The following is a 21409-nucleotide window of genomic DNA, read 5'->3' as shown; positions in this document are numbered from 1 at the left end:
TGTGGAAGTTGAGGAATTTAAGGCGGCTTGGGAGCCTCCGCCCTACAGACCCAGCTTTTGAGAGAAGTCCGTGAAAGCTTCGGAGATCTTGATCTGCTGAGGGCACACCGCCTCGCAGCTGCGGCAGCCCACACAGGCGCTGGGTTTTTTCTCCGGGGGCAGTTGGCCCACCCGCATGGGGGCGATGAAGCCGCCGCCGGTGAAGGTGAACTCGTTGTACAGCTCCAGCAGGTCGGGGATGTCCAGTCCCTGAGGGCAGTGGGACGTACAGTAGCGGCAGGCGGTACAGGGGACCGAGGTGCGCCCGGTCATTTCCCTGGCGATGGTCAGCAGTGCCGTCTGTTCCTCCTCGGACAGGGGTTTCTCCTCCTGGAAGGTGTTCAGGTTGTCCTCTACCTGCTCCATGGTGGACATACCGGACAGAGTTACCGTCACCTCCGGCAGGGACTGGATAAACCGGAAGGCCCAGGCGGGGACCTTCTCGCCGGGGCGCAGCGCGTTCAGTCTGGCGGCGTCCTCCTGGGAGAGGCTGGCAAGCTTGCCGCCCCGCAGGGGCTCCATAACCCAGATAGGGATATTCCACTGCTTCAGCAGCTCCACCTTGTCCCGGGCGTTCTGAAATTCCCAGTCCAGCCAGTTGAGCTGAATCTGGCAAAATTCCATATCCTTGCCATAGGCCGTCAGGAAGCGCTCCATGGTAGCATAGTCGCCGTGGGCAGAGAAGCCCAGGTGCTTGATCTGTCCCGCTGCCTTCCGGGCCATGAGGGACTCATAGATATGGTATTGAGGGTCCAAATAGGCGTCAATGTTCATTTCGCATATGTTGTGGAAGAGGTAGAAGTCGAAATAGTCCACCCGGCACTTCTCCAGCTGCTTGTCAAAAATCTCCTCCACCTTGTCCATGTTGGACAGGTCGTAGCCCGGGAATTTGCTGGCCAGATAAAAGCTGTTCCGGGGGTAGGCGCTTAGTATTTTGCCCATCACAAGCTCAGAATTGCCGCCGTGGTAGCCCCAGGCGGTGTCGTAGTAGTTGACCCCGGCCTCCATGGCGCGGGCTACCATTTTGGCGGCCTCCTCCTCATTGACGAGGTTGAGGTCTCCGCCGACGGTGGGCAGGCGCATACAGCCGAAGCCCAGCGCGGACAGGCGCAGGTCTTGGAACGATTTGTAGATCATAGTTGGCCTTCCTTTCGGTTGACAGATGGGGTTTCAACGAGTATGATAGCTGTGTAGGCTTATTATACAACTTAAAGTAAACTTGAAGTCAAGTGCTTTTGGGGAGAGATTACCATGTTTTACACCATTGGAGAGATGGCGCAGAAGCTGAATGTGGCCCCATCTACCCTGCGCTACTATGATAAAGAGGGCCTTTTGCCCTTTGTGGAGCGGTCCAGCGGGGGGAGCCGTATGTTCAAGGACGAGGATATGGAGTGGCTGAAGCTGCTGGGCTGTCTGAAAAAGGCGGGGATGCCGCTGAAGGAGATTCGGGACTTTATGGAGTACTCCCGCCAGGGGGACGCCACCATCGACCGCCGCCTGGAGATCATTGAACACCAGCGCCAGTCGGTGCTGGAGCAGCAGAGGCAGCTGGAGGAGACCCTCCTGATGCTGGACTACAAGCGCTGGTACTACCAGACCGCCCAGGAGGCGGGCACCTGCGCTGTCCACGACAGCCTGACCCCGGAGCAGATCCCGGAGTCCTTCCGGGCGCTGAAAGAGGAGTGGCAGAGGGAGCAGTGAAGATGGAAGCAATCAAAATCACAATTGATGGAGTCCGCTTTTCAACCCTGGAAGAATTTTACGATGAGATAGACCGGCTGCTGACCAAAGACCTCACCTGGAAGACCGGTCACAACATGAGTGCCTTCCACGACCTGCTGCGGGGCGGCTTCGGGGTCCATGAGTACGGCGAGAAGATCGCGTTTACCTGGACCCACGCGGCCAAAAGCCGGCAGGACTTCGGCTATGAGGCGACGGTGGGGTATTGGGAAAGGATTCTGCAGAGGTGCCACCCCACTAACCGGGGGTGGGTCCAGAAGAATATACGGGCTGCCCAAAACGGCGAGGGGCCCACATTATTTGAACTGCTGGTCAATGAGATTTTGGATAAAGAGGATGATTATGACCACAGCTTGAGCCTCGACGATGAGACATAGAATAATCAAAAATGGAGAACAAGCCAATGAGTGATTTATTTGAAAAATCCATGGCAACCCTGGAGCTGCCCCGTGTGCTGGAGCTGCTGAGCGGGTGTGCCGTCACCGAAGAGGGTCGGGAGCGGGCGCTGGCCCTGCGTCCCATGGACGACATGGACGACGTGAAGCGGGCCCAGGCGGAGACCACCGCCGCGGTCAAGCTGCTGGTTCTTCGGGGGACCCCCGGCTTTGCGGGCATCAAGCCGGTAGCTGCCAGTCTCCAGCGTGCGGACATGGGGGGCAGTCTGAACACCCGGGAACTGTTGGAGATTGCCGCGGTCCTCCGGGCGGCCCGCACTGCCGCCGACTACGGAGCGGGGGAGGAGAAGACCCCCATCTCCCATCTGTTCCACGCCCTCACCCCCAACCGCTTTCTGGAGGATACCATTACCAACTCCATTGTGGGGGAGGACGAGCTGGCCGACTCCGCCAGTCCCGAGCTGGCCGCCATCCGCCGCCATATGCGGGCTACCGAGTCCAAGGTGCGGGACATTTTGCAGAAGCTGATCTCCTCCAACCAGTCCAAGTACTTGCAGGAGTCCATCATCACCATCCGATCCGACCGGTATGTGGTGCCGGTGAAGTCGGAGCATAAAAACGCCATTCCCGGCCTGGTCCACGATGTGTCCTCCTCGGGCTCCACTTTCTTCATCGAGCCCATGGGGGTTGTGAAGGCCAACAATGAGCTGCGGGAGCTGCTGGCCAAGGAGAAGAAGGAGATCGAGCGGATTTTAGCCGAGCTGTCCGCCCAGTGCGCCGCCCACAAAACAGACATTTCCGAGGACTATCAGTTGCTGATCTGGCTGGACGCCATCTTTGCCCGGGCCAAGCTGTCGCTGAAGCTGGAGTGTATCGAGCCGAAATTATCTGACAAGTATTTACACTTGCGGGGGGCCAGGCACCCCCTGCTGGACCAGAAGAAGGCGGTCCCCAACGACCTGGAGTTGGGGGAGCGGTTTGACACCCTGGTCATTACCGGCCCCAACACCGGCGGCAAGACGGTGACCCTGAAGACCCTGGGGCTCATCACCCTTATGGCCCAGTGTGGCCTGCACATCCCCGCCAGGGACGACTCCACCGTGCGGGTCTTCTCCAAGGTGCTGGCCGACATCGGAGACGAGCAGTCCATCGCCCAGTCTCTGTCCACCTTCTCCTCCCACATGACCAACATCGTGGGCATTCTGGACGAGGCGGACGGCGATACCCTCATCCTCTTTGACGAGCTGGGGGCGGGCACCGACCCGGTGGAGGGGGCCGCTCTGGCCGCCGCCATCATCGAGTCCGCCCGGGGGATGGGGGCTCAGGTGGCGGCTACCACCCACTATGCCGAGCTGAAGGTCTACGCCATGACCACCCCGGGGGTGGAGAACGCCAGCTGTGAGTTCAACGTGGAGACCCTGGCCCCCACCTACCGCCTGGTGCTGGGTATCCCGGGCAAATCCAACGCCTTTGCTATCTCCCGGCGGCTGGGTCTGCCGGAGTATATCATCGAAAAAGCCGCCGCCCGGCTGGACGCGGAGAATGTACGCTTTGAGGACGTACTCACCCGCCTGGACCAGCAGCGCCAGGAGATGGAGCGGGAGCGTGCCGAGGCCCGGCGGCTGAAGCTGGATATGGAGCAGTCGGCGGAGAAGGCCCGGGAGTACCGAGAGAAGCTGGAGGCGGAGCGGGCTAAGGTGGTGGAGAAGGCCAACGCTGAGGCCCGGGCCATCATCGAGGAGGCGAGAGCGGCCAGCGACCTAGCCATCTCCCAGCTGAAGGAGCTGAAAAAGCAGCAGGACCGGCTGGACTGGCAGCAGGTGAACGACGGTCGGGCGGAGGCGCGGCGGCTGCTCAACGAGGCGGAGCGGAACATTGGAGGCTCCGCGCCGGAGGTGGAGGCCCCGCCCCCATCCCGTCCCGCCAAGGCGGGGGACACGGTGGAGCTGGTGTCCATGGGTACCAGGGCCACGGTGCTGTCGGTGAACAAGGAGGGCGTTCTCCAGCTCCAGGCGGGGATTTTGAAGATTTCCGCCAAGCAGGAGGAGGTCCGGGTGGTGGAGGGGGAGACCCCGGCCCAGAAGGACGTCCGCCGCATCATTGCCAAGGCGGAGCACACCATTCGCACTGCCGCTGTTCCCTCCCAGGTGGACCTGCGGGGGATGATGACCGACGAGGCCCTCATTGTCCTGGAGCGCTTTCTGGACACCGCCATGATGGGCAAGCTGGAGACGGTGACCATCGTCCACGGCAAGGGCACCGGTGCGGTGCGTTCCGCCGTGCGCACCTATTTGAAGCGCAGCCGCTATGTAAAGTCCTTCCGCCCTGGCCGCTACGGCGAGGGGGAGGACGGTGTCACCGTGGCGGAGCTGAAATAAATGCAGACAGTTCCCGCCCTGTCCAGGGCGGGAACTGGGTTGAAAGAGAGAAAACGGATGAAAAAACAGAAACAGGAACGAGTGTATTCCAAAAAGGAAATGCTGGCCATTACGTTCCTCATCGGCTTGTTCCTTCCCATGACCATTCTGCTGTTTATGGTTCCCAGCTCCTGGTACAGCGCAGAGGGCTATGAGGATCTGGGGGTCATAGAGTTTGAGGCGTACAAATGTCAAGCCCGGGGAAAGGGCGTTGACAAACACTATGTGTTCTACGAGGCGGTGGACGGCAGCGGACTGAGCTTCCGGGAGGGCAGGATGTCCCAGCGGGAGGCTCAGCGGGCGGTGGAAAACAAAGAGCACGTCCGGCGGCAGGTCTACCGGGCCTATGACAAACCCAATTTCATCCTGGGTATGGTCCGGAACGCGGGCTATCACTTTTTCCAGGAGGGAGAGGGACCCCAGAGCCAGGAGGAGTTCCAGCGCGGCCTGGACCGGGCGCGGAAAATCGCCTTCGTTGGACAGGGCGTTGGGCTGTGCTACATTGGAGCGTATGGGCTATGGGCTTTCCGCAGGCGGAGGAAGGAAGCCGCAGAAGCTCAGAACTGATACAAAAGCATATAATATGTCTCGCCGTCCTGGGTCTGGGCGCGAATGCCCACTGTGTTGTCGTCGTACCAATCAATGGTGTATTCATCCAGCTTCTCGTAGCCCTCCCGGTCGAAGGCGATGAAGGTGCGTGCTTCCAGGTCGATTACGCCGAGTTTGGAGATACCCAAGCCTCTGTCGATGGAGTAGTCCGGGGAGTAATACAGCAGCTTGGTTCCGGAGGAATTTGGCATGAAGTCGTCCCCGTCCTGAAAGGTGAAACCCTCTATCGGAGTGCGTTCCCCGGTTCTCAGGTCGATGAGCTGGACCTGCCCCGTTTTCGAGATGTCAAGACATACTCCGTACTCGAGACAGAACAGTCCCTCGCGCTTACTTATGTAATTAGGGGACCAATCCAAAAGGAGGTCCAGGTGGCCCGTGGAAATATCATAGGTATAGGTTGCCAACTCCTGGACAACTCCCTCTTCATTTCGGGTGCAGTCGTAGACAAGCAGCGTGTTCCCCTCCAGGAAGGTGAGGGAGGCTTCCAGTCCTGCCAGCTCGTCCAGTTTGACCAGCGTGCCGTCATCCAAGTTGCACAGCAAGGTATCGACGTTCCAATTCATATCCTCGTCCAAGCCGGACCCGGACTGGATTAATACTCGCCGCATATCCTCTCTCCAGATATAGGGATTGGCGCAATGCTCCAGTTCATCCACGCCGGTGCCCGCCAGAATATCTTCCGCCTCCCCGGTGTCCAGGTGATAGAGGAAGGGGTAACTGGCGAGATCCGTCCATCCTCCTCGGTTTAGATAGAGCAACACCGCATCGGTGCGGTCGGGGATAGAATTGAGCTGCCAAAGCGGCCTACCAGCCTTTGAGTTTTCATCGTATCTGTAGTTGTTCTCCCCGGTAAAGTAGCACAGCTGCCCGTCCCGGACGAACCACCAGAACTCCCCCTGATAGTGGATGCCCTTGAATGTGATGTCAATGGGAGCGGTCTTCAAATCTACCTCAACCGGGACCATCTCGTTGCCTTTGATCTCCCAGAATTTGGCATCCAGAAGAGTTTGGAAGTCGTTGCTCCAGGTCAGGTAGTTGACCAGGCCGCCGGAGAAGCCGTACCCGTAGTCATCCAGACGGACATACTGGGCCTTGACCAGCTGGCCGATCTCCGCCTGGCTGATGTCGGGGCCCTCCGGATTGGCGCTGCTGTTGGGCACCTGTTCCCGTTCCTCCATGCGGAAGAAGGACAGCACTGCCGTGCGCAGCTCCGGGCTGGCGGCCAAAGCCACGGTACACAGGCAGGCCAGAGCCAGGGCCGCCGCCAGCAGGAGGTTGACCGCCCGGCGGACCGGGACATGTTTTCTTGGGCTTGAGTTGTTCATAATACGCTCCTTCAATTCCGGAGCCGGGGCGATGTGGTCCATTCCCCGGCGGTAGTCGTTGATGTTCATGGGGACACCTCCAATTCGATTTTCAGCAAATCACGGCCCCGCTTCAGCCGCATTTTGACTGCCGACTGGCCCAGCTTGAGGATTTCCCCAATCTCCGCCACTGAGTAGCCCTCGTAATAATGGAGATGGATTGGCAGCCGGTACTTTTCCGGCAGGCCCAGCACCGCACTAAGGGCTTCCAGCTCCTGAGGAGGCGCAGCGGGGAGGGTGTCCTCCAGCTCCGTGACCTGTCTGCGCCAGAAGCTCCGCAGCTGGTCCCGGCACAGGTTGGCCGTCACTTGAAGGAGCCACCGCTTTTTGTGCTCCTCATCTGTGAAGGCAGGGGAGCGATCAAACAGGCGGCAAAAGACCTCCTGAGTCATGTCCTCCGCATCGGCGTGCTGCCTGAGAAAGACCATGGCCAGCCGGTAAACCGCAGCGCCATAGGCGTCGTAGGCCGCTTCAAGCTGGGACGGGCTGATGGGTTGTTTCATTACTCAACCTCCTTTCACAGATAAAACGAATCCGCCAGGGCAGAGGTCACAAAATGGGAGTTTTTTTCTTGTCCTCCCTTGATTTTCTCACAGCAGACAGCAAAAAGAAACACAGGACCTCCATTTTGGACAGAAGCGCACCGGAACGGCGGTGAAAATGAAGTGAAAATGACGAAAATGCAGGGGGAGATGTTCCCCGGCGTTTTGTTGAGAAAAAGCTGTGGAATACTGGAAACAATGCCTGTTTCCGGCGGGAAATGGAAAAAGTAGAGTGAAATCCCATAGAACAGCCGTAAAATTCAGCTAAAATTGCAGTAATATTTGTGCAATTGTCCATTGACGAAACCGGGATAAATCTGGTATGCTAAGCACACATCCTAATTATAGGGCGGAGGTACGCGATATGTATAGTCAGGAAGCCGTCGTAAACAACCAGGTCGGTCTCCATGCCAGACCCGCTACATTTTTCATCCAGAAGGCCAACGAGTTCAAGAGTTCCATCTGGGTTGAGAAGGAGGAGCGCCGGGTCAACGCAAAGAGTCTGCTGGGCGTTCTGTCTCTTGGCATCGTAAAGGGCACTCCTATCAAGCTGATTGCTGATGGTCCGGATGAGAAGGAAGCGGTCGAGGCCCTCTACAAAATGATTTCTTCCGATTTCTCCGAGTAAACACCGCGAAACATGAAAGGCGCCGCGCAGCGGTGCCTTTTTTGATATTCCCCAAGAGAGGAGGGGTACCGTGACCTTTGACGGATTGAAGGAGAAGGCCCACAGTCTGCCGCTGAAACCGGGTGTCTATATCATGCAGGACGCCCAGAGCACCGTGATTTATGTGGGCAAGGCCAAGGCGCTGAAAAACCGGGTGAGCCAGTACTTTCAGGACTCTGCCTCTCACACCGAGAAGACCCGGGCCATGGTGTCCCAGATCGACCACTTCGACGTCATTATTGCCGACAGCGAATTTGAGGCCCTGGTACTGGAGTGCTCTCTCATCAAGCGTCACCAGCCCCGGTACAATATCCTTCTCAAGGACAGCAAAGGCTTTCCCTATATCCGCCTGTCCCGGGAGGCCTACCCCAAGTTCTCCCTGGCGGCCAAGGCGGCGGAGGACGGCGCCCGGTACTTTGGCCCCTACGCCAGCCGCCACAGTACTCAGGGCATTATCGACGCCCTGCGCTCTGCCCTGCGGCTGCCCTCCTGCGGGAAGAAGTTTCCTCGGGACATTGGTAAGGAGCGGCCCTGTCTCAATTTCCACATGGGCAAGTGCGACGGCTACTGCCGGGGTGAGGAGCTGCGCGAGCAGCACGATCAGGCTATTGCCCAGGCGGTGTCCCTGCTGGAGGGCCGCTTTAAGGACGTGCAGCGGGACCTGACGGCAGAGATGGAGCGGGCGGCGGAGGAGCTGCGGTTTGAGCAGGCCGCCCAGCTCCGGGACCGGATCGCTGCCATCGAGCTGCTGGGCAAGCGGCAGAAGGTGATTGCCGGCTCCCTGGCGGACACCGACGTTACCGGCTTCTTCCGGGGGACGGCCAAGAGCTGTTTCGTGGTCCTCCATTATGTGGACGGGGAGCTGGCCGCCAAGGACTTCGACCTGCTGGAAACTCCCATGGAGGAGGAGGAGGGGGCGGTGCTGTCCTCGCTGCTGCGGGAGTACTACGTGGGCCGGACCCGTCTGCCCAGACAGATTTTGGCACCCTGCGAGCTGCCCGACCAGGTGCCCCTGATGCGGATGCTGTCAGAGCAGGTGGGCTGCCGGGTTGAGCTGGTGACCCCTCAGCGGGGGGCAAAAATGGATTTAATCAAGCTGGCCAACCAGAACGCCCGGGAAGAGGTGGAGCGGGCCACGACCCGGGAGGAGCGGCGCAACAAGCTGCTGGAGGTCTTTGGCCGGCTGCTGGGCCTGGAGCAGCCCCCCCGGCGGATGGAGTCCTACGACATTTCCAACACGGGGGCCAGCGACATTGTAGCCTCCATGGTGGTCTATGTGGACGGCAAGCCCCTGAAACGGGACTACCGCCGGTTCAAGCTGAAGGATATGGACGGCCCCGACGACTACGCCTCCATGGAGCAGGTCCTGACCCGCCGGTTCCGCCGGTATTTGGACGGGGACGAGAAATTTTCGGACAAGCCGGATTTGCTCCTCATCGACGGCGGCCACGAGCATGTGAAGGTGGCCGCCCGGGTCCTGGAGACGCTGAACCTGGACATTCCCGCCTACGGCATGGTGAAGGACGACCGCCACCGCACCCGGGCCCTGGTCAGCCCCGACGGCAGGGAGATTGGAATCCAGTCGGTCCCCGCTGTTTTCGCCCTGGTGGGACAGATCCAGGAGGAGACCCACCGGTTTGCCATTGAGTACCACCGCCAGCTCCAGGCGGGGCACGTAAAAACCTCCGTCCTGGACAAAATACCCGGGGTGGGGGAGAAGCGCCGCCAGCAGCTGTTGAAGCATTTTAAAACGGTGAAGGCCATTAAGGGGGCCACCCTGGAGCAGCTCCAGGAGGCCGTGCCGAAAAATACCGCTCAGGCGGTGTACAACTATTTTCAATCCAATCAGTAAAGGAGGATGGAAATGCGTATTATCTCCGGTTCCGCCAGGGGCCGCAAATTAAGGGAGCCTCAGGGCGTGGATACCCGGCCCACCACCGACAAGGTGAAGGAATCCCTGTTCAACATCATCCAGTTTGAGCTGGAGGGCCGGCGGGTTCTGGACCTCTTTGCGGGCACCGGCCAGCTGGGTCTGGAGGCCCTGTCCCGGGGGGCGGAGCACTGTACCTTTGTGGACCAGCGGAAGGAGTCCGCCGCCCTGGTGCGGGAGAACATCAAGCTGTGCCGCTTTGAGGACCGGTCCCGGTTTGTCCAGGGGGAGGCCCAGGCCTTTCTCACCTCCTGCCTGAACCGGGAGCGGTTTGATATCGTCTTTCTGGACCCGCCCTATAAAACCGATCTGCTGAAGCAGTGCCTGGAGAAGATTGCGAGATTTGACATTCTCCGGGAATATGGTATAATAGTGTGCGAAAGCGGGATGGAGTGGACCCTCCCCGCGCTGGAGCCCCCTTACGAGGCGGGGCGGGAGTACCGGTATGGACAGATCAAGCTGACGGTCTGCCGCCGGGCCGGGAGCGTGAATCGATGAGTGCAGCCATTTATCCGGGCAGCTTTGATCCGGTGACTCTGGGACACCTGAACATCATCAAGCGGGCGGCCGCCTGTTTTGACAAGGTGATCGTGTGTGTGATGGTAAACTCCAAGAAGAAGGGGATGTTTAGCCCGGAGGAGCGGGTGGAGCTTCTGCGGAAGTCCACCGAGCGCTTTCCCAACGTGGAGGTGGACTTCTCCAGCGAGCTGCTGGCGGCCTACGCCAAGCGGCGGGGCGCCCACGTGGTGGTGAAGGGACTGCGGGCGGTATCCGACTTTGAGCAGGAGGTGCAGATGGCGGTCATCAACCGGCACCTGAACCCCAGGCTGGAGACCATGTTTTTGGCGTCCAGCGAAAAATACACCTATCTCAGCTCTACCATTGTAAAGGAGATGGCCCGGTATGGGACGGACTTGACAGGGCTGGTCCCCCGGGAGATCGTGGACGATGTAAACCGGCGCATGAGAGAGATGGAAGGAAAGGAAGGCTGAAGCGATGGCAAGCGGAGTGGAAGAACTGTTGGATATGCTCTTTGAGATAATCGACGAGGCGAAGAACGCCCCCTTCACCAATGACAAGTGCATCATTGAGCGGGACCGGGCCCTGGACCTGATCGACGATATCCGCAGCCAGTTCCCTATGGAGCTGACCGAGGCCCGGAAAATGATGGCCCGCCGGGCGGAGATGGAGCAGGAGGCCAAGCGGAAGGCGGAGGCCATTGTCCGCACAGCCCAGGACCAGGCCAAGCAGATGCTGGCCACGGATACGGTGGCGCTCCAGGCGCGCCAGCGGGCCAACGAGCTGATGCGCCAGGCCGAGGAGCGCAGCCGGGAGTTGAAGCGCTCCGCCAACGAGTACTGCGAGGACGCCCTGCGCCGTACCGAGGAGGCGGTGGCCGAGGCCTATAATGAGATCAAGCAGTCCCGTTCCCGGTTCCGGGCTGCTGCGGCGGCGAGCACAACGGTAAAGCCTGCGGCTCCAGGGGCGCGGCCTGTGTACGACGCAGCGGCAGATGAGCATTAGGTAACATAAGAATCAGGAAGCTCTTCAAATGGAGAGCTTCCTGATTTTTTTGTGGGAGAAATGGCGGTGTGGAATACGCACAACTGAACCCTACAGCCCCTGGAAGGGCCATACTGCAAGACGGCAAACGGCAGACCCTCCAGGGGAGCGTCTGCCGTTTGAGAGGGAAGAGGGCCATGTAAACAAGGTGATATGCCGCAAAAAGGATTACTCCAGCAGTATGCCAGTTTCCCCCTCATACTCCTGGCGGGTTATTTCACCCTTGTAATACATCTGCTTTAACTCGGTATCGGTGTATTGGGACAGGTCCTCGAGCTCATACTGCTCCGCTGCCGCAGCGGACTGCTTCTGGAGCTTAGTGCTGGCGGCTCTGCCCTCCGCACTGATCTCCACGGTGTTCATATTGGGGGAAAGCGGACTGTTTCTGTGGGACTGTTCCGTGCCCTGCTGGCGGCTGACCTCGGCGATGGCAATTCCCTCCTGGCCCATGTTTACCTGGTCCAGGCTGGCGGATACCGCGCTGTACTGAGTCTTGCCTGCCTTGGCAGTTTGCTTCTCCTCACCGGAGGTGCGTGTGCTTTGTTGGGGGTTAATGAAGTAGCTTGTTGCGCTGATGGTTATGCTCATAGTTCTTTCATCCTTTCTGCAATTAAATTGTTGGGTCCGCCGGAGCGTCCGGCAATATATCAACACAGGAGCGGTCAGCTCATCTGCGGGATTGCCGCAGTAAAGGTGATTAGCCCGTCCGCATAGCGGTTGGAGATACGGCCCTTGTGCCGGGCGACAATGGCCTTTACGGTAGACAGGCCGATGCCGTAACCTCCGGTGGATCGGGCGCGGGAGGAGTCTGCCCGGTAGAAGCGGTCAAAGTAGCGGGAGAGCTGGGCTGTGTCAACCCCTGCGCAGGGGTTGGAGACGGAGATACAGATATTCCGTCCCCGTATGGATAGGGACAGCTGGATTGTTCCCCGGGGTCACAGTATTTAACGGCATTGTCCAGCAGGATGGAGAACAGGCGGAAAAAATTCTCTTGAACGCCCCTGATGCGGATCTCCGCCGTCAGGGATTTTCCATCCGCCTCGGCCAGCGGCTGAAAGGTGTCCGCACTGGCTTGGGCAATCTCGCTGATGGAAAATACCTCTGCCGCGTCCTCTTGAATCGTCTCCAATAAAATATCGCGTTTCAAAGGCCGTCTCCGGCGTAACCTGAAAATTAAAATCGGAGGGGTCGGAGTGGGAGCCGGGAGGGAAAAAGGTTCCGCCGTTCTGATAGAGAATAAAAATGCCCCTGTCCATCCGGTTTGCAGTTGCGTAGTAATTACTGGCGCCAATGGCGGCACAGAGGACAGTCATGGTTCCAATCATGGAGACCATAGCGATTACAATAAATTTGCGGCGGATGGAAGGGATCATGTGGTCACCTCCAGCAGATACCCCTGGCCCCGGCGCACGGTAATTTGAAGGTTCCCGCCCACAGCCTCCAGCTTTCGCCGGAGATAGGAGATATAGGCCCAGACAACGTTGATCTCAGCCTGGCTGTCGTAGCCCCAGATGTGCTCCATAAACTGCTCCGTGGAGATCAGCCGCCCTGTCTGCCGCATAAACAGCTGAAATTCCTTGCTGCCCAGCCGGACGCAGGAAGAGCCGCACTTCAGTCCAAAGGTGGAGCAGTCCAGGGTCACATTTCCGGCAGTGAGAATGTTGGGGGGTGTACTTGCAGCTCCTGAGGGTCAGGGCCCGGACTCTGGCAATAAATTCCCGATTATCAAAGGGCTTGGGCAGATAGTCGTCCGCCCCGCTGTACAGTCCGGCCACCCGGTCCTCCACCTGGCTTTTTGCCGTCAGCAGCAGCACCGGTGTGGCGATGTGGTTGGCCCGCAGCTCCCGCAGAGCCTGGAGGCCGTCCAGCTTGGGCATCATAATGTCCAGAATAATGCAGTCGTAATTTTCTGCCAGACCATAGTCCAGCGCCTCCTGTCCGTCGGAGACCACATCCACGGAGTAATGCTCCCGTTTGAGCAGGGCTTCCAATACCATGGTCATCTGTGGCTCGTCGTCCGCAACTAAAATCCGCATTGTGTTTCCTCCTGAAAATCAGGCAATCCGCCCTTCGCGGCTGTACCTCCTGTCCGGGGGTTGGGTTCATTTCCCAGTATAGAGGAGCAACTCAAAATTTACTTAAAAGAAAAGGATGGAATTAAAAATTTTGGGCCATTGGCTGCCGTCATCAAAGTGCGTGAGGTCCACCAGTACAGCAGTACGACCAGGGCCGTGGAGAGCAAGTCGGCCACAGGCTGCGCCCAGGCCAGCCCCCTTGCCTCCAGAGCGGCCTGCAAAAGAAACAGGGCCGGGATGTAAATAATCCCTTGACGGCTGAGGTTGATGATTAGTGCCTGAACCGCCGCCCCCATAGCCTGTAGGGCATTGGTCAGCACATAGAATATGCCGAACAGGAAACTGGTGGTCAGAAGGATGCCGGTAAAGGAGGTGGCATAGTCGAAGGAGGCCGGTTCCGTCAGAAATATCTGAATGATGGAGTCCCGGAGCAGATAACACAGCCCTGTCATGGCTGCGCTGAGCCCCAGGGAGAAGAGGATGGAGAAGCGCATGATTCCCTGAAAGCGTCCCCACAGCCGCGCTCCCACACAGTAGCCCAGCAGCGGCTGAACGCCCTGACCAAAGCCGATGCAGACCATCCCCGTCATCATGGTCACCTTCATGGCTACGCCCATCCCCGCCAGCGCCATATCTCCATAGGCTGCCATCTGTGCGTTGACGATGATTTGGGACACGCTCATCATCAAAGACCTCAGAGAGGCAGGGACGCCAATGGCCAGGACCCCGGAACATATCCGATCCTTCAAGGAAAAATCCCTGATATGGATGCTGAGGGTGGACTGACCCCGCAGAAAATAGCAGAAATAGTATCCGGCCCCCACCATATTTCCAATGACCGTAGCGGCAGCCGCGCCGGCGATGCCCCAGTTGAATCCAAGGATCATGACAGGGTCCAGCACCACATTTATCAGATTTCCTAAAATCTGTCCGGCCATGGCCCTGTTGGATTGCCCCTCTGCCCGGAGAATGTTGGAATAGCAGTTGGAGAGCAGAACAAAGGGACCACCCAGAGAAACAATGGTCAAGTAGGTCTTTGAAGCCTCCCAGGTGTCCGCGCTGGCCCCAATTACGGTCAGAATCTGCTCCATAAAAACCAGGAAGGAGGTCGAAATGACAATCCCTGCCGCCACACACCCCCACATACAGAATGAGCACACCTTTTTTGCGTACTCGGTCCGGCCTCCGCCTAGGGAACGAGAGATGACCGAGGTGCCGCCGATACCAAATATGTTGCCTACTGCCATAAAGAGGAGAAAGACGGGAGTTGTCAGGGAGACTGCGGCCACCAGGATATCGTTGTGGGTCTGGGCAATAAAGAAGGTGTCGGCCAGATTGTAGATTAACACCATCAGCATAGCTGCCATTGCGGGAACGGCGTTTTTCAGTACCGCTTTGGGAACTGGCGCTTTTTCGAAAATAGTTACTGTGTCAACATTCATAAAAAATCCTCCCTTAATCAAAATGATACTGTTAATAGCTTGCTTTTATTTTGGGGAAAGTCAACCGACGCTGTTAGCGACGGTCCCTTTACAGGGAATCCCGTACCTTTTTCAGAAGAGTACAGAAGATGTCCCGCTCGGTTTCCGTCAGGCCGGAGAGGAGCTGTTCCTCCGCCTCCGCCCGGTGATGCAGGGCGATGCTCAGGCACTGAATACCCGCCGGCGTGATCCGAACCCGCTTGATCCGCCGGTCGGCAGAATCGCCAAAGCTCTCCACAAGGCCCTTTTGCTCCAGCCGCACCATGATTCCTGCCGCCGTGGACTGGGCCACGTGCAAAATCTGTTCCAGCTCCTTGAGCGACCGCTGCCCCTCCGGAGCCGGGTTCAGCGCTGCCAGGGCGTCCAGCTGGGTTAAGGTCATGTTCAGTGACCGAAGTGCGTTGTTGGCGTTTTTCCGCAGCTCATCGTTAATTTGCTTTATCAGTAATCCGCAGTCCTGCCGCTGTTCCATCGTTCATTCCCCCCGCCTTAAATAATAGCGTGCTTTTTATCTTATGTCAATAGCCTGCTGTTATTTTAAACTATCTTTAATACTGGTAAACTTTTTTGCAGAATTTTTATTGTAAACATTTGATGTTTCTGATTATTTAATAAGATTTTTCGTTTGTATTTTGCACATATTTATGGCGTAAGCTATAAGCTTACGCCATTTTGCAAATTTCGGTTTTCAAAAATCGACATCAATCTGGGTATAATGCTCCGTGATATCCTTGGCGGTTTTTTATGATTGGTCCATTACCAACAGTTTCCGCAACGCTCCTTTCCGGCAGCTTTTGCTTCTGCCTCTGAGTCAAACCATATTTTATTTTCTTCTCTTATATTCACTGCTCCAGTCATTCCTCTTTCGCAGTACATACAGTGATACACTTTTCTATTCTTGCTAGCCAAAAACTTTCCTTCAGGCCAATTAAGATTGGAGGATTGACTATTTCCAACGCTTTGAGTGTTGCCGCTTGGATTTGCGGAAGGAAAATTAGACAGGGAAATATTTGTAGTTGGCTGCTGCGTCTTGGTATTTGTGGTTGAATTAGTGGGCTGTCCATCCGAAGCCGCTGGTTTTTCGGGCTGCGGGGCGGAAGATGGGGCCGTGTCCTGCTCCGGCTGTACCGGTGTTCCATCATTTTTGGTGGCCGCGCAAGATGATAGCCTTATGCACCGGATTCTCCGGCCTGAGTTCCACGTAGTCCTCATGGGAATATACACGCTTTAAAGTGTATTCATTGCCGACCCGGACCACAGCTATCTGCCCGTTCTCAACCTCCGGCTGTAGCCGCACAAACACAACGTCGCCGCTAAAGATATGGGCATTTATAATGCTGTCACCAACATACCGAAAAACCACGTCCGCCTTGATATCGTCAGGGGGTGAGTTCCCCGGAGGTGTTCAAGCTGGCCTCAACGGTACATTTCCCCGATTTAAGAGAAGAAGGGATGGGCATAGGGGGCGGGCTCAGGGCCGCAGTAGAGGCCATAGGCGTCACAGATCCAGTACGTGCCGTCAATGTTGACCCGGCACCACTGGTGGGAGTACTCGTTTTCGTTGATATGCTCATAGGGGATCCCCAAAATATTCAGGCACAGACCGGTTGCGCGGGTGCATCCGGCACAGGAGGCAGAGCCCAGAATAAAGTAGCCGTAGGGGTCGTTGTAGTGGTCGGCGGACATGGAGTACTCCATTCCGTTTTCAAAAATCTGCCGGATCGCAATGGCAATTCCCTGAAGCTGCTCCTCTTTAGACAGTCCCGCCAGGGGCCGCACGATTTCCAGGGCAACTGCGTAGGCCTGAGCCAGCTGCTCATCGGTAGCTTTCTTTTGCAGGCTCTTCCGGTTGGCTAGATCCTTCATGGGAACCGGGTCAAAGCTGCCGGTATCGTCGCCGGAGGGAACATTGGAGGGGAGATTGGTGGAAGGAGCAGAGGGCGCGCCAGGGGTTCCGGCATCAATGTACAGCAGCGACCAGAAATCCTGAAAACCGCCATAGCCATTGGCGTTATAGTAGTAGCCAATACCAATATGGGTAAAGTCCCTGCTCACCATGGCGGCGGAGGCGTTGGGGTTGTTCATCATCACGGAGTAGATGTCCGACGCCGTGCCGCTTCCGCCCGTTATGGTCTCGTACAGGCTTTCGGTGGTGCTGGGCAGTTCGGTGATGACGCTGTCCCAGCTGGAACCGTCGGCACGGACCTCGACATAGCCCTTGGAGATATCCTCCGACCGAATTTTCGCCGCCTGGGCCAGGCTGTCATAGACCTCCAGCTCCTTCAGTCCCGCCTCGACTCGCCGGACGTTAATCAGCTTGAGAAGCTGGGCGCACTCGTCAGTGGCCTGGGGGGCGGCAGGAGTTTCGGAGGGCTGAGACGCGCTCTCATCGTAGGCCCGCCTCAGGAAGGCGACGATTTGCGCCCGGGTGCAGATGCTGTCGGGGGAGAAGGTGGTGCTGGTGGTGCCGGAAGTGACGCCGCTCTCCACCGCCCAGGAAACCGGTTTAGACAGCGTTTCATCCTGCGTGGAAACATCGGTAAAGCTGGCCGGGGAGGAGGAGGCGGGCATTCCCTTTGCCTTCCAGATGTAGGTCACCGCCATAGCTCGGGTGCAGCCCTCCCCGGCGTTGAAGCTGTCGCCGGAGACCAGGCCCTTCTCGTAAGCCCACAGCGCCGGCTGATAGTAATAGTCGCTGGCCGAGACATTGCGGAAGGGATTAGAGATGGAGGCGGACGGTCTTCCGGCGGCCTGCCAGAGGAAGGTAAGAATTTGAGCGTTGCTGCAAGTGGAGTTGGGGGAGAAGGTGGTAGCGCTGGTGCCAGAGGTGATGCCGTTATCCACGGCCCAGACCACGGCGTCGCAGAACCAGTCGCTGCTCTTGACATCGCTGAATCTGGAAGCGCCTGCGGCTGCCACAATGTTTGCGGATAACAGCAGCAGAACCAGTGCGCACAGGATTTGGGTGAAACGGCGAGATATTTTGTGTTTCATAATGGCCTCCTATGATGATATAGTTCTGGTCCATATTCCGGTTTCTCCATCTGAGCGCGGAAGATTTTCCCACTGCATTATAGCACCTTCCGAAGTACTGTGCAAGCTTCATCCAGTTTTTGGAGTGGAGAGATTTTATCCCCATTTCCTCCCTCTCCAGGGGGGGAACCAGCAACCATAGCGCTTCACTGCGGAGGCCCCCGATTCATCATAAAAGCCCCTGAACCCTGTAAAAGTTCAGAGGCTATGTATGGAACGGAATATCAGGAGCGCTGATAGATGCACTGACGCCAGTAAGCGGCCCGTTCCAGATCCTGGGGGACCCCGGGGCGGCCCTCCTTCAGACAGTCGGCCAGCTTCTTTTGGGCGTCCTCAATTCCCTGCTCTGCCGCCTTGGTGTACCAGTAAACGGCCTGAACCCAGTCCTGGTCGGTTCCCATTCCGCCGGCGTAGCAGTCGCCCAGCTTTTCTTGAGACCAGGAGTAGCCCTGTTCCGCCGCCTTGTGATACCAGAAGAAGGCCTGCTCGTGGGACTGATTTTCCACGCCCTCATTTCTGGCGTAGCGCTGAGCCAGGTTGTGCTGTGCGTGGGCGTTTCCGTTCATCGCCGCCTTTTTGTACCACTCGACGGCCTTCTCCCAGCTCTGGTCAACCCCTCTGCCTCGGGCATAGCACACCCCCAGGTCCTTCTGGGCCAGGGCATAGCCAGACTCTGCCGCGCTGTGGTACAGCTCTGCTGCCCGTTTGAGGTCCTTGGGAACGCCCCTCTTGTAGGCGTAGCATACCCCAAGGCTGTGCTGGGCGGCGGGGAGGTGCTGCTCTGCCGCCTTGGCGTACCACAGGGCCGCCTCGGTCCAGCTCTGTTCGACACCTACACCCTGGGCGTAATGGGAGCCCAGCTGGTACTGGGCCTTGGCGTCGCCCTGCTGGGCCTGACGGGTTAGCAGATCAATGGCGCTGCCCTCCGCCGCTGCTGCCTCGCCGCCGGCATGACGCTGGACCTCCTTCTCAAAGTAGGAGGTGATCCGCTTGAAAATCAGCTGCCCCACCGCCTCGCGGCGCCCAAGCCAGAAGTCGCTTTCACAGACCGCTTCCAGCTGATTCAGATTTAAGGTACATCCAGCCACTTTGATGTTGCGCCCGCCCCCGTTGCCCAGGTCTCGGGCGATCCACTCGGCCAGCTTATCCGCCGGAATGTCCGGATTGGTGCTGCGTACCGACAGCTTGACCGCCTCCGGGCGCTTGCAGTAGGTGATGCAGGCGTCCAGACCCTCCACGCCCATAATCATGTCGCAGATGGTACCCAGCAGATTTGGGCTGCAGCACGCGGTCTCCGCCATCGCAAAGGGGTATTCCTCGCTGCAATGGAGGTGGGACAGGGCGCCGCCGAAGATGCGCAGGTCCTCCAGGTGGAGGTTGGAGTACTTCAGCTGGTCAAAGACGCTGCGGTCGTAATTGAGCGTCTTCATCATGTTGATATCCATGTTGTCCGTGTCGTTCAGACGCTGGAAGTAGCAGCTGTCAATGTACAGGCCGAAATACAGGATGGTGGCCAGCTTGGTGGAGATATTGTGCTCCCAGCCAGCTTTACACAGCATATCCCACAGAATGGTGGAGCAGGACCCGTAACTGGTGCGGAACTCGCAGAAAATGGCGGCGTCGGGGCCGCAGCGCTCCCGCAGCTTGTCAAGCATGGCCTGCATGTCCGGCTCGGCATGGTGGTCGATGATGGCGATATTTTTGCACGGCAGGAGGGAGACCTTGTTTTCATTGGACTGGAAATTGGGGTGGCAGTCCACCGTTACCAGCAGTTCTACCGGCTCCTCATTCTGGGGGTCGGAGATGTAATCGAAGGAGATGTGATAGATCTGGCACAATTTTTTCAGGTCGGGTTTGGAGATCATCTCGTACCCGCTGTAAACCAGCCTGGGGGACTTTCCCTGGCTCTTGAGGTATTGAAACAGCGCGTAGCTGCTGGCGATGGCGTCGGCGTCCGGGGCGTCGTGGCACTGGATGGTGATTTGCTCAAAGGGGAGAAGTTCTTCAAGGATCAAAGGAAACACTCCTTTTTGCAAGAAATGGGTCATGCTATTTTAACTCAATTTTACGGCAGAGTTCAAGCCCTATCTTTTTAGGCCGTCCCACTTTTTGGGAGGCCAGACTGCGCTGGAGCCCATTGCGCGCCCCCCACTCCGCCGCCCGGCGTGTAAAGGTGGTGCGTGAGACTCCCAGCTCCCGGCCGGCCTGAACGGCGGTCACCCGGCCCAGGTGCCAGTTTTCCGCCAGGAGCGGAAAGGTGTCGGGCATGGGGATGCGGTCCGGGCCGAAGCGGACTCCCTTGGCCTTGGCCGCCTCGATGCCCTCAGCCTGGCGCTGGCGAAGGAATTCCCGCTCGGTCTGGGCCACATAGCTGAGCAGCTGGAGCACAATATCCGCAATCAAGGTGCCGGTGAGGTCGCGGCCCTCCCGGGTGTCCAGCAGGGGCATATCCAGAACAACGATGGCAACCCTCTTCTCCTTGGTCAGGCAGGCCCACTGCTCCAGAATTTCGTCGTAGTTCCGGCCCAGCCGGTCAATGCTTTTGATGACCAATACATCGCCGGGCTCCAGAATTTGGACCAGCTGGAGATAGATTGGCCGCAAAAAGTCCTTCCCGGACTGTTTTTCCACCACAATGTGTGCCGCCGGAATGCCAAATTCCTCCATGGCGGCCACCTGCCGGTCCTCCTTCTGGCCTCGGGTTGATACGCGGACATAGCCATAGGTCTTTCCTGACATTCCAATTTCCTCCTTAGAATTCAATCGAATGTCAGTCTATTTTATCAAAAAAACCGGTCCTGTCCATGGAGGGAAAACTGGTCTCGCATAAGTGGGACAGCTTGTGTCCTCAGCGGAAGAGGCGGTTGTCCTGCCTGCTGGGCCTGCCGCCCCGGCCATCGATTCCGATGTCAATGCCGGAGGTGCGCTCGCTGGGCTGGATGACAACTGTTGTCCTGGGGTCGTGAAAATCCAGAAAATAGGACTCGCCAGAGGCCTGTCCAATAAAGTTCTTCCAGCTGATCTGGGTGCGGAACTGGGGGTCCTCCTGGCCCACGTAGAACACAAAGGCGTCCGGGTCCACGGTACAGGGGGCGTTCAGTGCGATGGGGTTGCCGTCACACAGCAGGGCGCACTGGCCGGGCCCGATGATGGTGGAGGTAAACAGCCCCTTCTGGCTGATGACGCCCGCCCCCATAAAGCGCACGCTGTACTGGCAGGACTCGGTAAAGGCCAAAATATTCTCGCTCTCCACGCTGACCCGCTCGCCCCGCTGCAGATCCAAGACCACAATGTGCTGGGCCAGATTGGCAAAATAGCCCACCGCTCTGCCCCGGGGGGTTACCAGCATCAGGGGGAGGTTCTCGCCCGTCAGCCGGCGGGTGATTTGGCCCATAAAGGCGCTTCCCGCACTCTGACCAGGCCCCAGGAGCTCCTTGTCAAAGTTCAAATCGCCCTGAAAGCCAATCATCGCCCCCGCCTTGGTGTGGACACGCTCCCCGTTGTCAAAGGTAATCTTTAAAGTCAACTCATTTACTGTCTCGAAAAATGCCACA

23 protein-coding genes are annotated in these 21409 nt (G+C 58.0%); 9 read left to right on the top strand and 14 right to left on the bottom strand.

The window, feature by feature from the left end; translation table 11 throughout:
• Positions 1 to 42: 42 nt before the first annotated feature.
• Positions 43 to 1176, bottom strand: a complete 1134-nt coding sequence (locus D1646_RS01150; protein WP_160634660.1) for an aldo/keto reductase — start codon at positions 1174 to 1176, stop codon at positions 43 to 45.
• Positions 1177 to 1290: 114 nt separating this feature from the next.
• Between D1646_RS01150 and D1646_RS01145 the strand changes: the two genes are divergently transcribed.
• The 4 genes from D1646_RS01145 to D1646_RS01130 are packed head-to-tail and all read left to right on the top strand — an operon-like array spanning position 1291 to position 5158.
• Complete coding sequence (locus D1646_RS01145) at positions 1291 to 1740, top strand: MerR family transcriptional regulator (protein ID WP_160634659.1); 450 nt, start codon at positions 1291 to 1293, stop codon at positions 1738 to 1740.
• 2 nt (positions 1741 to 1742) lie between these two features.
• Positions 1743 to 2156, top strand: coding sequence for a barstar family protein (locus D1646_RS01140; RefSeq protein ID WP_160634658.1), 414 nt, complete (start codon positions 1743 to 1745; stop codon positions 2154 to 2156).
• 26 nt (positions 2157 to 2182) lie between these two features.
• Positions 2183 to 4552, top strand: coding sequence for an endonuclease MutS2 (locus tag D1646_RS01135; protein ID WP_160634657.1), 2370 nt, complete (start codon positions 2183 to 2185; stop codon positions 4550 to 4552).
• Positions 4553 to 4609: 57 nt separating this feature from the next.
• Positions 4610 to 5158: a hypothetical protein gene (locus tag D1646_RS01130; protein ID WP_160634656.1), complete on the top strand. Its 549-nt coding sequence runs from the start codon at positions 4610 to 4612 to the stop codon at positions 5156 to 5158.
• On the opposite strand, the gene D1646_RS01125 is transcribed toward D1646_RS01130, so the two are convergent.
• Both D1646_RS01125 and D1646_RS01120 read right to left on the bottom strand, forming a co-directional pair.
• Positions 5149 to 6594 carry a hypothetical protein gene (locus D1646_RS01125; RefSeq protein WP_160634655.1) on the bottom strand — a complete coding sequence of 482 codons (1446 nt, stop codon included), beginning with the start codon at positions 6592 to 6594 and terminating at the stop codon, positions 5149 to 5151. The genes D1646_RS01130 and D1646_RS01125 overlap by 10 nt on opposite strands.
• Complete coding sequence (locus D1646_RS01120; RefSeq protein ID WP_160634654.1) at positions 6591 to 7067, bottom strand: sigma-70 family RNA polymerase sigma factor; 477 nt, start codon at positions 7065 to 7067, stop codon at positions 6591 to 6593. Before D1646_RS01120 ends, D1646_RS01125 begins: the two co-directional genes overlap by 4 nt.
• A gap of 403 nt (positions 7068 to 7470) precedes the next feature.
• On the opposite strand from D1646_RS01120, the gene D1646_RS01115 reads away from it, so the two are divergent.
• From D1646_RS01115 to D1646_RS01095, 5 genes are all read left to right on the top strand, one after another.
• Positions 7471 to 7734, top strand: coding sequence for an HPr family phosphocarrier protein (locus D1646_RS01115; RefSeq protein ID WP_160634653.1), 264 nt, complete (start codon positions 7471 to 7473; stop codon positions 7732 to 7734).
• 70 nt (positions 7735 to 7804) lie between these two features.
• The gene (uvrC, locus tag D1646_RS01110; RefSeq protein ID WP_160634652.1) at positions 7805 to 9625 is read left to right on the top strand and encodes an excinuclease ABC subunit UvrC; all 1821 of its coding nucleotides are present in this window, start codon (positions 7805 to 7807) and stop codon (positions 9623 to 9625) included.
• Positions 9626 to 9631: 6 nt separating this feature from the next.
• Positions 9632 to 10201: a 16S rRNA (guanine(966)-N(2))-methyltransferase RsmD gene (rsmD, locus tag D1646_RS01105; RefSeq protein ID WP_347565101.1), complete on the top strand. Its 570-nt coding sequence runs from the start codon at positions 9632 to 9634 to the stop codon at positions 10199 to 10201.
• The gene (gene coaD / locus D1646_RS01100; RefSeq protein WP_160634651.1) at positions 10198 to 10695 is read left to right on the top strand and encodes a pantetheine-phosphate adenylyltransferase; all 498 of its coding nucleotides are present in this window, start codon (positions 10198 to 10200) and stop codon (positions 10693 to 10695) included. Before rsmD ends, coaD begins: the two co-directional genes overlap by 4 nt.
• A 4-nt stretch (positions 10696 to 10699) precedes the next feature.
• Complete coding sequence (locus D1646_RS01095) at positions 10700 to 11227, top strand: hypothetical protein (protein ID WP_160634650.1); 528 nt, start codon at positions 10700 to 10702, stop codon at positions 11225 to 11227.
• Between the two features lie 207 nt (positions 11228 to 11434).
• On the opposite strand, the gene D1646_RS01090 is transcribed toward D1646_RS01095, so the two are convergent.
• The 11 genes from D1646_RS01090 to D1646_RS01045 form a co-directional block, all read right to left on the bottom strand.
• The gene (locus tag D1646_RS01090) at positions 11435 to 11854 is read right to left on the bottom strand and encodes a hypothetical protein (RefSeq protein WP_160634649.1); all 420 of its coding nucleotides are present in this window, start codon (positions 11852 to 11854) and stop codon (positions 11435 to 11437) included.
• A gap of 166 nt (positions 11855 to 12020) precedes the next feature.
• The gene (locus D1646_RS22920; RefSeq protein ID WP_243153972.1) at positions 12021 to 12413 is read right to left on the bottom strand and encodes a hypothetical protein; all 393 of its coding nucleotides are present in this window, start codon (positions 12411 to 12413) and stop codon (positions 12021 to 12023) included.
• Between the two features lie 222 nt (positions 12414 to 12635).
• The gene (locus D1646_RS23865; RefSeq protein ID WP_347565100.1) at positions 12636 to 12827 is read right to left on the bottom strand and encodes a helix-turn-helix domain-containing protein; all 192 of its coding nucleotides are present in this window, start codon (positions 12825 to 12827) and stop codon (positions 12636 to 12638) included.
• Positions 12754 to 13302, bottom strand: coding sequence for a response regulator (locus D1646_RS01080; protein WP_347565099.1), 549 nt, complete (start codon positions 13300 to 13302; stop codon positions 12754 to 12756). The genes D1646_RS23865 and D1646_RS01080 overlap by 74 nt, the downstream gene beginning before the upstream one ends.
• A 98-nt stretch (positions 13303 to 13400) precedes the next feature.
• Positions 13401 to 14783, bottom strand: coding sequence for an MATE family efflux transporter (locus D1646_RS01075; RefSeq protein WP_243153971.1), 1383 nt, complete (start codon positions 14781 to 14783; stop codon positions 13401 to 13403).
• Positions 14784 to 14871: 88 nt separating this feature from the next.
• Positions 14872 to 15294, bottom strand: coding sequence for a MarR family transcriptional regulator (locus tag D1646_RS01070; protein WP_160634648.1), 423 nt, complete (start codon positions 15292 to 15294; stop codon positions 14872 to 14874).
• Between the two features lie 666 nt (positions 15295 to 15960).
• The gene (locus tag D1646_RS01065) at positions 15961 to 16185 is read right to left on the bottom strand and encodes a S24 family peptidase (protein WP_160634647.1); all 225 of its coding nucleotides are present in this window, start codon (positions 16183 to 16185) and stop codon (positions 15961 to 15963) included.
• Between the two features lie 74 nt (positions 16186 to 16259).
• Complete coding sequence (locus D1646_RS01060) at positions 16260 to 17816, bottom strand: S-layer homology domain-containing protein (protein WP_160634646.1); 1557 nt, start codon at positions 17814 to 17816, stop codon at positions 16260 to 16262.
• A gap of 263 nt (positions 17817 to 18079) precedes the next feature.
• Positions 18080 to 19870 carry a DHH family phosphoesterase gene (locus tag D1646_RS01055; RefSeq protein ID WP_160634645.1) on the bottom strand — a complete coding sequence of 597 codons (1791 nt, stop codon included), beginning with the start codon at positions 19868 to 19870 and terminating at the stop codon, positions 18080 to 18082.
• A 34-nt stretch (positions 19871 to 19904) separates the two neighbouring features.
• The gene (locus D1646_RS01050; protein ID WP_160634644.1) at positions 19905 to 20594 is read right to left on the bottom strand and encodes a recombinase family protein; all 690 of its coding nucleotides are present in this window, start codon (positions 20592 to 20594) and stop codon (positions 19905 to 19907) included.
• Between the two features lie 109 nt (positions 20595 to 20703).
• The gene (locus tag D1646_RS01045; protein WP_160634643.1) at positions 20704 to 21408 is read right to left on the bottom strand and encodes an AIM24 family protein; all 705 of its coding nucleotides are present in this window, start codon (positions 21406 to 21408) and stop codon (positions 20704 to 20706) included.
• Position 21409: the final 1 nt, after the last annotated feature.

Origin of the sequence: Pseudoflavonifractor sp. 60 (assembly GCF_009911645.1) — a bacterium.
Lineage (GTDB): Bacteria > Bacillota > Clostridia > Oscillospirales > Oscillospiraceae > Lawsonibacter.
Note: the sequence above shows the minus strand (reverse complement) of the source record. Positions and strands in the feature narration are given on the sequence as shown.